10 protein-coding genes and 1 pseudogene are annotated in these 16,978 nt (G+C 41.6%); 3 read left to right on the top strand and 8 right to left on the bottom strand.

Features of this window, described 5'->3' with window-relative positions:
- Nucleotides 1-135 precede the first annotated feature (135 nt).
- From NSTCB13_RS11160 to NSTCB13_RS11150, 3 genes are all read right to left on the bottom strand, one after another.
- Nucleotides 136-675, bottom strand: coding sequence for a DUF948 domain-containing protein (locus NSTCB13_RS11160; RefSeq protein ID WP_448272416.1), 540 nt, complete (start codon nucleotides 673-675; stop codon nucleotides 136-138).
- A gap of 11 nt (nucleotides 676-686) precedes the next feature.
- The gene (locus NSTCB13_RS11155) at nucleotides 687-1,037 is read right to left on the bottom strand and encodes a YtxH domain-containing protein (RefSeq protein ID WP_445629604.1); all 351 of its coding nucleotides are present in this window, start codon (nucleotides 1,035-1,037) and stop codon (nucleotides 687-689) included.
- A gap of 595 nt (nucleotides 1,038-1,632) precedes the next feature.
- The gene (locus NSTCB13_RS11150; protein WP_448269847.1) at nucleotides 1,633-1,968 is read right to left on the bottom strand and encodes a hypothetical protein; all 336 of its coding nucleotides are present in this window, start codon (nucleotides 1,966-1,968) and stop codon (nucleotides 1,633-1,635) included.
- Between the two features lie 415 nt (nucleotides 1,969-2,383).
- Between NSTCB13_RS11150 and NSTCB13_RS11145 the strand changes: the two genes are divergently transcribed.
- The 3 genes from NSTCB13_RS11145 to NSTCB13_RS11135 all read left to right on the top strand — a co-directional run bounded on the left by NSTCB13_RS11145 (nucleotide 2,384) and on the right by NSTCB13_RS11135 (nucleotide 4,870).
- Nucleotides 2,384-2,641, top strand: coding sequence for a hypothetical protein (locus NSTCB13_RS11145; protein ID WP_448272415.1), 258 nt, complete (start codon nucleotides 2,384-2,386; stop codon nucleotides 2,639-2,641).
- 91 nt (nucleotides 2,642-2,732) lie between these two features.
- A complete protein-coding gene (locus tag NSTCB13_RS11140) occupies nucleotides 2,733-3,725 on the top strand; it encodes a metal ABC transporter solute-binding protein, Zn/Mn family (protein ID WP_448272414.1) in 993 nt (330 codons plus the stop codon).
- A gap of 353 nt (nucleotides 3,726-4,078) precedes the next feature.
- Complete coding sequence (locus NSTCB13_RS11135; protein ID WP_448272413.1) at nucleotides 4,079-4,870, top strand: IS5 family transposase; 792 nt, start codon at nucleotides 4,079-4,081, stop codon at nucleotides 4,868-4,870.
- Between the two features lie 128 nt (nucleotides 4,871-4,998).
- Here NSTCB13_RS11135 and NSTCB13_RS11130 read toward each other — a convergent pair whose 3' ends face one another.
- From NSTCB13_RS11130 to NSTCB13_RS11110, 5 genes and pseudogenes are all read right to left on the bottom strand, one after another.
- Nucleotides 4,999-5,496, bottom strand: a complete 498-nt coding sequence (locus NSTCB13_RS11130) for a DUF427 domain-containing protein (protein WP_445632265.1) — start codon at nucleotides 5,494-5,496, stop codon at nucleotides 4,999-5,001.
- A 109-nt stretch (nucleotides 5,497-5,605) separates the two neighbouring features.
- Nucleotides 5,606-7,189: an HlyD family efflux transporter periplasmic adaptor subunit gene (locus tag NSTCB13_RS11125; RefSeq protein WP_445629601.1), complete on the bottom strand. Its 1,584-nt coding sequence runs from the start codon at nucleotides 7,187-7,189 to the stop codon at nucleotides 5,606-5,608.
- Between the two features lie 113 nt (nucleotides 7,190-7,302).
- Nucleotides 7,303-10,315: pseudogene (locus NSTCB13_RS11120) on the bottom strand (peptidase domain-containing ABC transporter).
- 1,031 nt (nucleotides 10,316-11,346) lie between these two features.
- Entirely contained in the window at nucleotides 11,347-13,683 is a 2,337-nt protein-coding gene (locus NSTCB13_RS11115) for a putative Ig domain-containing protein (RefSeq protein WP_448272412.1), read from the bottom strand.
- Between the two features lie 786 nt (nucleotides 13,684-14,469).
- Nucleotides 14,470-16,908, bottom strand: coding sequence for a beta-propeller fold lactonase family protein (locus NSTCB13_RS11110; protein ID WP_448269836.1), 2,439 nt, complete (start codon nucleotides 16,906-16,908; stop codon nucleotides 14,470-14,472).
- Between the last annotated feature and the right edge of the window lie 70 nt (nucleotides 16,909-16,978).

The raw sequence follows: 16,978 nt of genomic DNA, 5'->3' as shown, positions 1-16,978 counted from the left end.
TATTGGGTATGCCCAATGACGGCAGTTGCTCCACTTGGGGAGACCCCAGACGCTCGCGGACTCGTTAACGCTACGCTATGCGCTAAAGCGTCTCCCCTTGGGAGAAGACCCGCACTGCCTCCCCAATGCCCTAATTCAATCTTCATCATCGAAATTGGTTTCCCAGCTAGTGGCATCGTTATAACCGTCATTAACGCGGTACACTTCTGCTTTGATTCGACGATTTTCTTGCCTCAACACTTCTCGTTCTCGCAACGTTAGTGGTGGTTTTTCATTGCTTGGGGTGCGATCGCTCGTCCGCCTTGCGGGTTTTTGGCGCGTGAAGTTTCTCCAAGCAGCTTTCGCGCCAATAAAAATGCTGCGCGTACTTACTTGCAGATTTTGAGCCTGAATTCTTGCACTATCAAGGCTTTGATCGACTTGTTTCACAACCTGACTAGCACTTTTTACGCCCTCACTGACATCATCAGTTAAGTCAGTGATTTCCAAACCAGTCACACGGATAGCTTCTAAAGTCGGTGGTAACTCCCGCGAGAGAGTATCAAATAGCTTTTCTGCACTGCGAGCCGCGCGTGCTAACTCCTGCAAAGCCGGTATCGCCGCCACTAAAACCGCAGTCAAGCTTGTGGCGACTAAAAGTAAGGAAAGTCCCAACCAAAACAGGGGTTCAATCACGGTTATGTCATTTATGAGCGTTCTAATTGCTGTGGAAGCGAATCTGAGTCTTTAACAGATGTTTGTCGCTTCAAGACTTGGCTTTCTCGCTGGCTGGCATCTACACCTGCTGCGATCGCTTCCCGTAATCGATCTAAAGTCTCATCCCAATTTCGTAGTGCGCTAGCAGAGAGACGATCTGCCTGAATTTGCACACTCATTGATAAATCTTCTGCCAATTCTGGGATAGCATTAGCAGATTTTTTCAAAATTTTACGCGTTTCGCGCCCTGTGCGTGGAGCCACGAGTAAACCGGTCAAAGCACCGATTGTAGCTCCCAGCATCAAACCGCCAAAAAATACTCCAGAACGGTTATTAGACATGTTATTGTTTCTCTCCTTACACCCATTTTAGGTGGGTTTTCTCCCCTTGTAAGACTCAACCGATTTTATTCAGTTAATCTATGGTGACAAAATATCAGCCAGAAATGTTGCTTTTATTCATTAATACTAAAAGCATTAATTACTTGTAATTCAAAACTCCCCGTATTTCTCAACGTTTTGATACCTCTGGTGGGCATCTTTTTGTGTTATGTCTTGGGTATTCCATACCCTTCTACTGAAGGAACGCTCTTAATAACAAGCTTTGAGGGTATGGAAAGAGGAAGTGATGCCTGCGGCGGTCACTGAGCTTTGTCGTACCACTTCGTGGAAGCAAGCTACGCGGAGCGTCTCGCAGAGAAGTGCGGGCTATGCCTACGCTAGAAGCCAATGCACCCTATGGGATCTTACTACGGATCTTTCTGTGTGTTCCCTGTCAGCCTTAATATAGACCTCTTGGCATTTGTGCCTTTTGCAAGAGGTTGGGAAATGGGTGCATGTTAAAGGGGAATGTTAATTTTATCCCTTTTCCCTTTAACCCTTACCCTTTACCCGACAAATGCCAAGAAGTCTAATGTTCATATGAACCTGACATAACTCATTTTGCAACTGTTCTTTTCCGAGATATTAACTCTAGCTTCAGAAAATAACGCTGCCAGATTTGCCGCCCTAGCAAAAGTAAATTGATAATTTGCCGCACTTGTTGAATTTGCATTTGTAGCGCTTGATTTCTCTGCCGTAAGTTATAAATATTCTGTTGGCTGAGATAAATATTTTCGGGTGCTTTATTCAGGGTTGTATTCGTACAACTTTCATAAGCGGTTAACCTATCTGCTATGTATGCTAACTGCTGCTTAAGTTGCCACACCCGCCAAGCCACATAAATTAGTATCAGTGAAATCAGGGTGTTAATTATGACAACTAAAATTACCATTATTTATCTTGACCAATATTAGCTTTGAGGAATTGTTCTATATACTTGATTTGGCTCTTATTTAATGATGAAGAAACTAAAGGATAAAATTTATGGCACAAAGTACATCCTGGATTCTGGCAATAAAAAGTAGTTAGATAATGCTCTAAGCAATATTAAAAGGCTTTACTAGGTAAAAATTAGTGTAACAAAGGCTGATGGCTAAAAAATCGCCAATTTGCCAATTTTGTAACAATGATATGTCCACACCTGGCAAAACCACAGCTACAATTGCCTTAGATTCACGACTCGGTTTGCGAAATCAACCCGTATGCTCCATAAGCCCCATTACTACCTCCCACTCCTTAACCTGCTAATCCTAATCAATGTGCGAGCTTTGTGGGATGTAAGCACAATGGTATAGACCCTTCAACAGATGGTGAGAGAACTACACTTCTTGGAGACTCCCCAGCATTGCCTCTATTATTGTGCTTCGACCTCTACCAGTTTTCCAGTTTGTCGTGTGCAGTTAACTAATATTTTGCCTGTAAACACCTCACTAGTGGATCGCCAATCAAAAATTGCTGGGTGTGGACTTGGGAAACAGATAAGTGATGGAGGAGAAAGTCTCTTAATTCCTCTTCCCTTAAACTTTACCCTTTTCTTTGCCGAAGCCTTCTCCCTCAGCCCTTAATCTCTTCTTTGCTGAAGACTCTCCCCTGGTATTTTACTAATACTTTACCAACAATGATTATCTTTTTTTATACATCCAGTAGGAGTTGAGGATGTCAAAAAAATCGCCATTGAATAATTTCTTCCCAGTTATTCTTGCTGCCTTAACAATTGGATTTGTTGGATGTAGAAATCAAGCTGTAAGCACTACATTCACTCAGACTAACACCCAAGTAAATGAGAATCTTCCCCAAGTTGTAGCGACTACAAGCGTACTGTGTGACTTAACCAGGCAGGTTGCTGGCAATACAGTTAACCTCACCTGCTTAACTTCCCCTTCTGCCGACCCCCAATTTTATAAACCAAAACCGGAAGATCGTAAAGCCATTGAGCAAGCTAATCTTATTCTTTATAATGGTTACAATTTTGAACCAAATCTGATTAAGTTAATTAAAGCAACTAAAAACCCTACACCAAAAATAGCCGTTGCTCAACTGGCAGTACCTAAGCCACAAAAATTTCAGGTAGGTGGTAAGAATATAACCGATCCTCATGTTTGGCACAATACCAAAAATGCTATCAGAATGGTGGAGGTAATTAATAGTAATTTGAGAAAATTACAATCTAGTGATGCAGAGGCTTATAGCAGTAATACTAAAAAAATTACCAATGAACTCACTCAACTAGATAGCTGGATTAAGTCAAGAATTGCCAGTATTCCTACCAAAGAACGTAAGCTAGTTACAACCTCTGATGCACTGAGTTATTACGCCAAAGCATACCGTATTTCATTGACAGGAGGATTGCAAAGTATTAGTACTAATGAAAATCTGACAACCGAACGAGTCAAAAATTTGGCTACAAACATTAAACGGGCTAAAGTCTCAACAATTTTTGCTGAGGCGGAAATTAATCCTAATTTGATTCAATCTGTAGCCAAAGAAGCTGAAGTGAACGTTTCTGACAGAAAGCTATATGCTGAGGGACTTGGTGAACCAGGAAGCGAAGCGGACACTTATCAGAAAATGATGATTGCCAATACACGCACAATTGTAGAAGGGCTAGGAGGTACGTATTTGATGTTTGAAAGAAAACCTGCTAGATAGCCATAACCTCAATTCAGTAATCCCAGAAACCGGATTTTTTATATTTCATAAAACTTGGTTTATTTAGTAGTAGTAGCACAGCAAGCTTAATTTATTGGGTTGAGTAATTCTGTTAATTATTGAATTTTGGTTTTCGTAAGTTTTTGAAACCCAACATTTTAAGCATATCGCGCTACTACATTGACCAAAGAAAAAAGGATACAAGCTCCTGAATTTATTTATGGAAAATAAAAAATGCAAAGCAACAACATTAATTCAAGCCCTTAGAGGATGTTTGAAAAGTTGGGAATGTTGTAAAAAAGCTCTCTCGGTATAGGCTGTGAATAGATAGTAGACAGCACCGAGAGAGCAGCATGAGTAAAGCATACCCCAGCAACCTGACCCGCACCCAATATGAATTTCTCAGTGAGATGATTCCAGAACCCAAACCAGGTGGTCGTAAGCGTGAAGTCAATATGTGGGAAGTACTCAACGCCATCTTCTATGTTCTAGTTGAAGGAGTGAGATGGCGAGCGTTACCTGGTGATTTTCCCGTGTGGCAGACTGTATACACCTATTTCCGTAACTGGCGACAAGATGGAACGTGGTTGCAGATCCACGATCGCTTGCAAGAGTGGACAAGAATCGAAATTGAGCGCCATCCGAGTCCATCAGAAGCGATAATCGACAGCCAAAGCGTGAAGAGTGCAGCGATGGTGAGTCAAGGAGTGGGCTACGATGCGGGTAAGAAAATCAAAGGACGCAAGCGATTTATGACGGTCGATACTTTGGGATTAGTGTTGAGGGTTGTAGTCACCGCAGCCAATGTTGGTGAACGAGAAGGGGGAAAACAAGTTCTAAAACGGGTCAAACAGTCCCATTACAAGATCTCTCGTTTGACCACTATCTGGGTAGATGGTGGTTTTGATGGAGAACCTTTCATGCAGTGGGTCATGAATTTTTGCCGTTGGATTGTCCAGGTAGTGTTGCGCTCCCAAGAGGCTAAAGGTTTTATCTTGCTCAAAAAACGTTGGGTTGTAGAGCGAACTTTTGGTTGGCTCATGGGATGTCGCCGATTAGTTCGAGACTATGAGTTATTGCCCGAAACATCCGAGACGTTTATTTACCTTGCCATGATCCGCATCATGGTGAGGCGATTAGCATAAAATTTGACCCCTCAAAACTTTTCAAACACCCTCTTAGATTTATCCGTGGGGTCTTCAATTTTGAATTTTGAATACTTCTGCTACGCTCAGTACAAGTTTTGAATTTTGAATTCACCGCAGGGTTTGACTCACCACCCCCAAGTACCAGGAGCGCCTTTAAATGGCCCAACAATATCACTGGTTATCCAACCGCCGTAGAAGTTACCTGGTTGTGGTTGCACTTCTTCGCCATTAACGTAGCATTTATCCATTAAATGAGCATAAAAAGCTACATAGTCCTTGATAGATTCAAAGGCTGATGTGGGTTTTGGGTAGAACCAGGCAGCATTATGGACTTGTTTATCACCAACTTGGATTGTGTAGTAACCAGCACTTCCTTTCCACTCACAAAAGCTAGATTGCGGAGTCATCTGTAGATATTCCATTTTGATATCCCCTGGGGGAATGTAGTAAGAAGGAGGATGACTAGTTTCTAAAACACGTTTGGCGCTGTGAGTATCTACAATTACTACTCCGTTAAAGACTATTTGGATATGTTTGGTTGTGTCCTCCAAAAGAGGAGGACGAGGGTAATCCCAAACTGATTCTTGTCCAGAAGCAGGTTCGATGCGTTGAAAATTAACCATCATCAAGAGTGTTGAGTGCTGAGAGAGAAAAAAGTACTCAGTACTAATGTACTTAGTGAAGCAGCAACTCTTCTTGTGAAGTCACTGCGGTTTTTTAACTCAATTCTTTTCATCGTACCTGTTTAAGAGCATCAACTTGCTTGGTAAACAACTCCGTGAATAAACTCAGCACAGTTCGTTCTTCGCGCACTTTTATATTGGCACTGATGGACATACCTGATTGCAAGTTAACTTTTTTGCCCTTAATCACTAGGGATTGTCTATCTAATGAGACTTTTGCCGGAAATCTGTAAAACTGATGGGTTTGGTCTGGCGGTAATGCGTCTGAACCTATCTCATTCACTTTTCCTTTAATATCGCCAAACTCGCTGTAAGGAAAGGAGTCAATTCTGACATCTACTTTCATACCTTTTCGCACAAATCCAATATCTTTGTTAGTGATGAAAACTTCAGCAATATAGTTTTCTTTGGGGACAATTTGCAACAATTTTGTAGTTGGAGTTGCGACAAATCCAGGATTTTTTGCTTGCAAATCGAAAACTGTTCCAGCTACAGGTGCGCGGAGTTCTTGATATTTAACGTTTAACTGTGATTGAGATATTTTACTATTGACATCTGCCAAACGCTGCTCATTTTCCAGCACAACTTTCATGAATTGGCTATCGATTTCGGCAATTCGCTGTTTGTTATCAGCTATCTTATCCAAAATGTTTTTATCAGAAACAGCGACCGTATTGCTTAACTCTTGTTGTCCTTTTTCTATATCAAATTGGAGACGTTTCAGTTCTTCACCTAGTTGCGCTACTTCTGCCGTGCGGTTTTGAACTTCTTGTTGCTGGTTGAGATACTGAAGTTGAGAAATACCACCTTCTTCTGCTAATATCTTCAGCTTATTTAAAATCCCCTCTTGAATAGCTAAACTTGATTTACTATCTTCCAGCTTAATTTGATTTTGAACCAGTTGTTTTTTGGTTTTTTCGACTTCTAATCGGGCTGCGGAAGACCGAGAGTCTAATTCTTGTTTGGCAACTCGTAGAAGTTGTTGTTCATCAATTCCGACTCCAGAATCTTGACCAGAATTTTTTAATTGAGTGCGGAATAATTCATTTTCTGCTACTAATGCTGCCCGACTTTTCAACAGAAAAGCAGTTTCTTGTGGCAAGTTACTACGCAAATATAACAGTTCAGATCCATTGGCAGTACTTGCATTCATCAATCGGCGATAAATCTGGTTTTCTTTCATTAATGCAAGGCGAATTTTATTCAAAGAATTTAATTCGGCAACAGAGGCTATGGAATCAAAAGTTAGCAGTAAATCACCTGGCTTCACTTCTTGTCCATCTTTTACATTAACTGTTTTCACTACTCCACTCACAGGAGCTTGAACTTCTTTGACTGTTCCTTGGGGTTTTAATTGCCCGGTTGCTGGCACTACTTGTTCAATTTTGGCAAAATAAGTCCAACCAATACCAAAGCAGGCTAGCCCCACTAGTGTAATCATGATTGTACGCGACCAAATTGGAGATTGGCGCAAGACAATAGACTGCTCAAATTCCAGATTGTTTAAGTTAGTTAAAGACTCTTGAGCAGCTTTTTGTTGTTTTGTCAGTACCTGTGAATCGTGCTTCACTCCATTTTTGTGATTGCCGTTTTTGTGATTGCCGTTGAGGTGATTCCCATTAAGTTGAGTCATAACGATTTTGGGTTTTGGACTTGTCGTGAGCGTTCAGTCGAACGATTTTGAATTTTTTGTGGGTTGGGCAATGTTTGCCGATGCCAAAAACCTTTGCCCTCAAGAATGACTAATTACAAGTTTACATCTTGTTGCTGATACAGGTAATAATAATGACCCTTAGTAGCCATTAATTCTTGATGGCTACCTTGTTCTATAACCCTGCTGTTATCCATCACAACAATCATATCTGCATTACTGACGGTATTCAATCGGTGGGTAATAAAAAATACTGTATCGCCCTTGAATGCTTTGGCTAAATTGAGACATATTTGCCGTTCTGTGGGATAGTCTAATGCGCTAGTTGCTTCGTCTAAAACTAATAATTTTGGTCGTTGTAAAACTGAACGAGCGATCGCAATTCTTTGTCGTTGTCCACCGGAAAGTGCAGAACCCCGTTCTCCCACCCGCGTGTTGTAACCGTTTGGTAAGTTCATAATAAACTCGTGGGCGCACGCAACCTGAGCCGCTTCGATAATTTCTTCGGTTGTGGCATCGGGATTGGTTAGGGCAATATTTTCTTGAACGCTGCCGTCAAACAATAATGTCTCTTGGGGAACTACACCAATTTGTCGTCGCAACGAATAAAGTTCTACTTTGGCAATATCATAACCATCAATCAAAATTCTGCCGGACTCAGTTTCGTAAAGTCTCAGCAGTAATTTCATCATCGTACTTTTACCAGACCCACTTTGCCCGACAATGCCGATAAATTTACCTGGCGCAAATTCCAGGTTGACATTAGAAAGTTGTAAAGGGCCACTTGTACCAAACCGGAAGGAAACATTTTCATATTTCACTGCTCCCTTGATTGAAGGTAAAGGTATATTGTAGCGGTCTGTTTCTGCTTCTTGTGGAGTATCGACAATATCGCTCAAACGCTCTAAAGACAAGGCAGTTTCTTGGAAGCTTTGCCAAAGTTGAGCTAAACGTAATATTGGGCTGGTGACATAACCCGATATAATCCTAAAAGCAATTAATTCGCCTAAAGTTAATTGTTGTTGCAGTACTAAATAAGCTCCTACCCACAAAACTAGTAAACTGCTGAGTTTGTTGAGAAAGTTGCTAGTAGAGTTAGCGAGGGTAGAAGTCACAACTGTTTTAAAACCAGCGGCGACAAATCGGGCGTAACGCTCTTGCCAGGAAAAGCGCGATCGCAATTCGATATTTTGCGCTTTTACTGTTTGAATGCCTGACATTACCTCCACTAAATAAGATTGAGTTTCGGCGTTGCGTTCGGCTTTGGCACGTAACTGTCTGCTAATGGTGGGAGAAGCAACTAAGGTGATAATCACAAATATTGGAATTGTGCTTAAGCCGACTAACGTGAGTTGCCAACTGTAAATCAGCATCACACCGATATAGACCCAGCGAAAACAAAGCGTCTAATCCGACTGTTAAAGCAGTACCAGTCAAGAATTGGCGGATATTTTCTAGTTCGTTTATGCGAGTGGAAAGTTCACCCACCGGGCGGCGTTCAAAATAGCGCAGTGGTAGGCGTAGTAAGTGGTCAATGATTTGCGACCCTAAACCCATATCGATCCGGTTCGTGGTATCGACAAATAAGTAGGTTCGTAAAGTAGTCAACACTGCTTCAAATAGTCCGACTACTAATAACAAAATCCCCAAAATATGTAGTGTGCCAATACTATTTTGAGTGATAACTTTGTCGATAATTAATTGAACGACTAGAGGATTTGCCAAAGCTGCCAACTGCACGAAAAAGGAAGCGATAAAGACCTCTATCAGAACTCGACGGTGCTTTGACAAATAGGGCAGAAACCACCGTAAACTAAAGCGTTCTTGAGGTGTTTGGTTGGTCGTAGTCAGCAGTAATACCCTAACTTTGGGCGGAAAGTCAGTTGGATCGACATCTAATTGTTCAACCAATTGAGCTACTTTGCAGCGCACAATTCCTTTGGATGGAACACCTACAACCGCAATATTTGCATTTACTTCATATAAAACGGCAAAATTATCACCGTAGTGAATAAGCGCAGGTGTCGGAATGCGCGTTACTGAAGCGACTGGTAACTCTATCAACTGCGCCTTCAGTCCAATTAACTCTGCTAGGTAAGCAGTAACTTGAAACGATATAGTCCCCTGACGTTTGATTTGCTCAGTTAAGATCCGGCGAACCACCTCGCGACGAAACGGCATTTCTAAATGCTTCGCGATCATTTGGAAGCAGGCGAAGGCTGAATTTAGTTCTCCTTTACCGCCAAAAAATGGATATTTTTGTTTTGACGGATTCTTCGAGTTTTGGGGGACTGGCTGTGGAACTATTTCGTCTGATGCGTAGGGAATAATATCTAAGTCGTCAGCGCTATCTCTATCTACTTTGGTTTCAGTTACCGCAAGTTCTATCTCATGACTAGTTTCTAAGATCAAATCTGACGGATGTATACCAAGCAAGCGTGCGGGGTTTTGACCGATGACCTGAATTTTGTCTCTGTCATCGTCTGGTTCTAGGCGATCGCCAGGTGAAAAATTCGTGACTGTACCACCGCCACTCACAAACCAAACGCTTTTGCTATCCAGTTGGTGGAAGGGAGTTTTGCCGGAAGGGAGATAATGTATTTTCGCCTGTGGTAAGGCTTTTTCTGTCAGTTCTCTGAGATTTAAAGTAGCGATCGCTTGCTTTTGCCAATAGGAAGCGAGAATATCGAAAACTTCTACCAAATAACTGCGGTTCTTGCGAGCTTCGGCAAAAGCTGGGTATGAAGCCAGAAAGCTAAAATATGCTGATGCACTCAAGGTTAAACATACTACTTCGGTGGAAGCGATCGCTGTTTCACAGGGGACATCGCGCAACAAACCAATTTCACCGATAATTTCCCCAGGTTGTAGTAATTTTAGGGTAATTGGCAATTGCGTCTGAGGGTCGTATCCCAACAAGCGCACTTGTCCCTCATAAATGATCGTGATGCGTTCCGGGAGACTTTCTTTACCGATGATTTTCTGGCCTATGCGATAGCGCCAGGCTTGCAGTTGTTCTGATAGATTAGCGATCGCTCCATCTGGCAACTGCTCAAACCCCTCTAGGGCGGTGAGAAATTCGGGAAAAGTGTTCTTAATATAAGTCATATAAAACAAGTTAAAGTGAGGAGTTAAGTTGAAAATATTAGGGGGTATCTCTTGTACTAACAGTAGCAGTGTTTGGTTTTATGCCAGCAGTAACAATACTTCTGTGGGATTCAGGTGTTTAAATGTGTAAAAGCACAGAGGATAAGTTCGTCTAATTGCAGACCTGTATTTATATCACACGGTGACGATTGTTATGTGTTTTTCAAAAGGAAGCATACTCTAAATAGATCGAAGACAAGTTATCACTTGGTTAACGCTACATAATTTATACAAAATTAAAATCAATATTTAGTATTGCAATTATGCAAGATGGATACTTATCATCAAACCAAAACACATAAACGTGGTTGTTAAATTTAGCGCTGCATATTTTAGTTTATGATAGTCAACATGAAAATATCACAGATGCTTTTCTAAGTAAATACCCTAATTAAGAATTATGTAATAAAAAAAACTTTAAATTTCTAAATTATTTTTGACAAATTCTTGAATACAGGGATTGACAATATCATTAATAGCGAAAAACAGGAGCTTTCCTCGTTAAACATCGCCTATACTTAATTATGAAAGAATTCTCCATCACTTTTTTGCTAGCTTAATTTAATAAAAATTAACTGGTAAAATAAAGATTTTTTGTCCCCTTAAAGGAGTCAACTATTAAATTTATGAAGGAAAGACAATAACTGCCTTCAGTAAATTTACTAGTTTAATTAATAGCAAGTCCATTTAATCACCATGCATAAAACAACCTCATACTGTAACCGGGATGAGGTTGTTGAATTTTCCTAAGTAATTAAGCTAATGCGCCTACATATTGCACAAACTCCGTTAAGACCGTCATTAGTCATTAGTCACTTGTACTGAGCGACTCGTACCGACTTGTGCCGAGCGAAGTCGAGGTAGCGGAGCCGAGGTAAGCCGAAGTATTAGTCATTTGTGTTTACCAACTGGACTTTGGACAATTGACTTAGGACAACCTTCACCAGTTGATGTGCTTTTCTTTTGGCGTAACAGCTTACTCGCCTTTGATACTAGCCAAGATTGGCACTCAAATTGACCTGCACAATTACATCGTTGTAATCTTTATCACCACCATTTGGTAAATCCTCAAAACCAAAGGTGTTATTTCCCAATAGTCGAATGTGATCTACCTTATCTGAATTAGCACCCAAAAATGTGAAGTAAACATTCTTATTGCCATTGCCACTAAGAATCGCATCAGGTCTGCCATCCACAATAATAAATGGTGCAAACAAAGAATTCGGATCAAAAGTGCCAGTGGAATTTGTAGTGCCTTGGTTGCTTACCGTCAAGTCAATGCCTGCAACACGCCCACGCACAGCAGCTTCGGCGTAGCCAGCCTGACCAACGAGAATATCTGCCGTGCCATCGCCATTGGTGTCAATACCACCATTTTCATCAGCCACCCGATAAAAGCCGACAAAGTTATTGTAAGATGCCTCTCTGTTGACTTGAAACTCAGCTGTTACCGATTGTGTCACACTCCGTAAATCAATCAGTTCGCCTTGATATTCACCTTGCACACCAGTACCTAAAGATACCTCTTGATTGGTTGGCTGAATATCCACAACCAAATTCTGAAAATTAAGAGAAAACCCTTGATTTTCTATGTTGTTATTTGTACCTGAAGAAAAAAGCACACTTGAGGAGGGGGTTTTTCCAGACAGTACAGCTTGAGTAGTACTGTTGGATACCAGATAAAATCTGAGTCTGGTATCAGAGTTGAATTCTAATATGTTTTTCAGGTCGGCGGGATTAAAACCATTAGGCAAATTGGCAAGAGTGGAGAAAACCACCTTTGAACGCAAAAGAGCCGCTTGTGTATAGCCTTCTGCACCAGGGGCTATGCCGTTAATCCTACCTTCTTCATCGTCAACAGTAAATACATTTAGTTCATTCACCTCTTTAGAGGTGTTGTTTTTAATCTTGACTGAGAGTTTTGCTTTATCACCTTCATTGTTCAGCTTAGTCTTGACACTAAAGATATCGCCTGTAATTGTGACTAGAGGAGTATTGTCAGCAACCGTAAGTTGAAACACATCACTGGTTTCCTCTCCAGCAATATCCTTAGCTGTGACTTTGATATTCAAACTACTTACATCCTCATTCTCAGGAGTACCACTGAAGGTAAAGGTAGTAGGATTGAAGTTCAACCAAGTGGGTAGTAGCTCATCATTTTCCAGGGTTGCAGTGTAGGTGAGGATGTCTCCAACATCCACATCGCTAAAGGTGTCATCTGGGACGGTGAAGTTAAAGAGTGTGTCTTCGGTGACTTCTTGGTCTGCAATTTCTTTTACCAAGACAGGAGGATCGTTGACATTATTAATCGTGATTTTAAACACATCACTGGCTTGCTCTCCTGCAAAATCTTGAGCGGTAACTTTGATGTTTATACTACCTACGTCTTCATTTTCAGGAGTGCCACTGAAAGTCCTGGTAGCAGCATCGAACTTCAACCCTGTCGGTAAAGGCGTATCGTCGGGCAGAGTTGCAGTGTAGGTAAGGGTATTTCCGACATCTGGGTCAGTGAAAGTGTCATCTGGTACAGTGAAGCTGAAGAGAACACCTTGAGTGGCTTGTTGGTCTGCGATCGCCTTGGACAAGACTGGAGGAGTATCAACAGTAAGTTTAAACACATCACTAGCTGTTTCTCCACCAACATCCTTAGCGGTAACTTTGATGTTTAGACTACCTACGTCCGTATTCTCAGGAGTACCACTGAAAGTCTTGGTAGTAGCATTGAACTTCAACCCTGTCGGCAAAGGCGTATCGTTGTCCAGAGTTGCAGTGTAGGTGAGGCTATCTCCGACATCTGGATCGGTGAAAATGTCATCTGGTACAGTGAAGCTGAAGAGAATACCTGGGGTGGCTTTTTGGTCTACGATCGCTTTGGACAAGACTGGAGCAGTTAGTACTGAAGCGTAAACTGCCATTACTTCTGGCTGAAATGCCAGAGTAGGAACAATTGCGCCCGTAGAAACTTCCAGTTCCCAGTCACCACCTAATGCAGTACTCCCCGTTAAGTTATCAGACGCCGCTACTACTGCACCTGTGAATTCACTCAGACGTTGTACAAATGCTTTACCTTGCTCTGTTTGCCCAACTTCGCAACCATACAATAGTAGTTGTGCATCTGTACTCAAAACATTTGCCCAGTCCATGAGTTGCCAAGCATAATGGTTGAGGGTTTCGTAGCTGAGTTGACTGTTTCCCAGGTAGACTTGCCCTGGTGCGCCGTGAGAAACAATGTGTAGAGTATTGATTTCCCGATGAGTTGCCAGCACTTGGCTAATTTGTTCAATGCCATTCTGGTCAGGATCTAAGACTACAACAGAGGTATTCGGCAATACACCTGCTACTAGACTTTGGTAGTTCTCAACCTGTGGGGTCTATGAAAACTAGGTGAGTAGCAGGTATTTGCTCATACAAGTCTTGAGTTGATTGGGTAGCGATCGCGATCGGGATGGTGTCTGACATAATTACTCTTATTAATTAATAGTTTTTTCGTTGCAGCCGTTGCGTGCTATATCCTGGAAATCACGTAGAAGCAGGATTTTTTTGGCATAGCCAAGGAGCCAATTATTAAACTGATATAAAAATCATATTTGATTTATGGACAAGATTTTAGATAAAATCCCGATCGAATGGGCTTTTCAGTCTCAGCATGTTTTCAAAAATTAAATCGGAATCCGAATATAAATATAAAAAGCTAATGGTAAACTTCAGTAAATATACTGCCTAAACCTTCGGCTCGATATTACCATACCATCAATAATAGACCTCTTGGCAAAAGTGCTTTTTGCACTCTTGGGGAAAAGGTTTTGGTTAAAGGGGAAGGGGACTTTTGCAGTACCTTTTCTCCTTTTCCCGACTTATGCAATAAGTCTAATAATAAATGGCCCAAACAGAGAATCAGCTTTGAAAGTCGCGGTGTAATTAACTGTCCCTTGGTTATTCACCGTCAAAAAATACCTGTAACACGCTGATGCACAGGTTCAAGACTGATACAAAGGTTTTATTGGCGATCGCATTTATACATATATGAGTCCATACGATCGCCATGCAGAAAACAACCTCACCCCGCAACCGGGATGAGGTTGTATTATTTTTATAAGTAATTACTCGCCTTCGATCTAGGCAAGATTGACATTCAAATTGATCTGCACAATCATATCGTTGTAATCTTTATCACCACCATTGGCTAAATCCTCAAAACCAAAGGTGTTATTTCCCAACAGTCGAATGTGATCTAGCTTATCTGAGTTAGCACCCAAAAATGTGAAGTAAATCTTTGGATCGTTATTGGCATTATTATCGAGAAACTTATCCGCTTTACCATTGATAATAATAAAGGGTGCAAATAACGAATCAGTTCCGAAAGTGCTGGTAGATGTTGCCGAACCTTGATTGCTCACCGTCAAGTCAACGCCTGTAACACGCCCACGCACAGCGGCTTCGGCATAACCTGCTTGTCCAACGAGAATATCTGCTTTACCATCGCTATTGGTGTCAATGCCACCATTTTCATCAGCCACCCGATAAAAACCGACAAAGTTGTTCAATGCAGCTTCTCTATAAACTTTAAAGTCAGCCTTTACCGGTTTTCCTACACCCCGTAAATCAATCAGTTCGCCTTCCTTTTTGCCTTGCAAATTTGTACCCAAAGATATTTCTTGATTTGTTGCCTGAACCGTTACAGCGAAATCTTGGAAGTTAAGAGAAAAGCCTTCCTCTGCTGTGTTGGTATTTGTGGCTGAGGAAAAAACCACACTTGAAAAAGATGCTTTTCCAGACAGTACAGCCTGAGTAGTACTGTTGGATACGCTATAGAATCGGAGTTTGGTATCAGAGTCAAATTCTAAGACGTTATTCACATCGTCATGCTTGAAACCCTTGGGCATATTAGCAAGGGAGAAGAAAATCACCTTGGAGCGTAGAAGAGCAGCTTGTGTATAGCCTTCTGCACCAGGAGCTATGCCATCAATCTTACCTTCATCATCATCAACATTAAATACACACAGCTCATTCACCTCTTTAACAGTGCTGGTTTTAATTTTGATGGAGATTTTTGCTTTATTGCCTTTAGTCTTCAGCTTAGTCTTGACACTAAAGATATCGCCTGTAATTAATGTGAAAAGAGTAGTAGGAGTATTTTTATCGGCAACCCCAAGCGTAAATGTATCACTAGCTTGCTCTCCAGCAATATCTGTAGCAGTGACTTTGATGTTTAGATTACCTACATCCTTTTTTGTGGGAGTCCCACTGAAGGTAAGGGTAGCAGGATCGAACTTCAACCAAGTAGGCAGTAGGTCATCATTTTCTAGAGTTGCAGTGTAAGTCAGGGTATCTTCAACATCTGCATCGCTAAAGGTTTCAACTGGAAGGGTGAAGTTGAAGACACTATCTTCGGTGGTTTCTTGGTCAAGAATTTCATTTGTCACCTCTGGCGCATGATTCAAAGAGGCACTAAACACCGCCACAGCAGAGTCATCAGATCCAGCAGTATAAAGGTATTTGCCATCGGAGCTGAGAGTTACAGAAACCGCACCACCAAGTCCATCAACACCATCTGTATCATCTTTTTGAACTTCTACAAAACTTAGTTTGCCTGTGGTTGTATCCCGCTCAAACACAGCTACAGCTGAGTCATCATATCCAGCAGCATAGAGGTATTTTCCATCGGAACTGACAGTAATGGAAGAGACACCACCAAGCCCATCGACACTACTGATACCATCTTTTTGAACTTCCACAAAACTCAGTGCGCCTGTGGTTGTATCCCGCTCAAACACAGCTACAGCCGAGTCATCATATCCAGCAGCATAGAGGAATTTGCCATCGGGGCTGACTATGAGGGATTTAGCACCAGCAAGTCCATCGACACCATTTGTATCATCTTTTTGAACTTCCACAAAACTCAGTGCGCCTGTGGTTGTATCCCGCTCAAACACAGCTACAGCCGAGTCATCATATCCAGCAGCATAGAGGTATTTTCCATCGGGGCTGACTGTGAGAGATTCAGCACCAGCAAGCCCATCAACACCATTTGTATCATCTTGTTGAACTTCTACAAAACTCAGTGCGCCTGTGGTTGTATCCCGCTCAAACACAGCTACAGCCGAGTCATCATATCCAGCAGCATAGAGGAATTTGCCATCGGGGCTGACGATGAGGGATTTAGCACCAGCAAGCCCATCGACACCATTTGTATCATCTTTTTGAAATTCTACAAAACTCAGTGCGCCTGTGGTTGTATCTCGCTTAAATACCGCTACAGCCGAGTCACTATATCCAGATGCATAGAGGAATTTTCCATCAGGGCTGACAGTGAGGGATTCAGCACCAGCAAGCCCATCGACACCATTTGTATCATCTTTTTGAAATTCTACAAAACTCAGCGCGCCTGTGGTTGTATCTCGCTTAAATACCGCTACAGCCGAGTCATCATATCCAGATGCATAGAGGAATTTGCCATCGGGGCTGACTGTGAGGGATTTAGCACCAGCAAGTCCATCGACACCATTTGTATTATCTTTTTGAACTTCTACAAAATTCAGGATTTTCTGTGTCATATTTTCCTTGAGATTGCAAAATAGTTTGTAAAAGTAATCTTCTTTTCTAGCAAAGTGAAGAATGTACTAT

It is taken from the genome of Nostoc sp. DSM 114160 (assembly GCF_053470305.1).
This window is presented reverse-complemented; position numbering and strand designations above follow the sequence as displayed.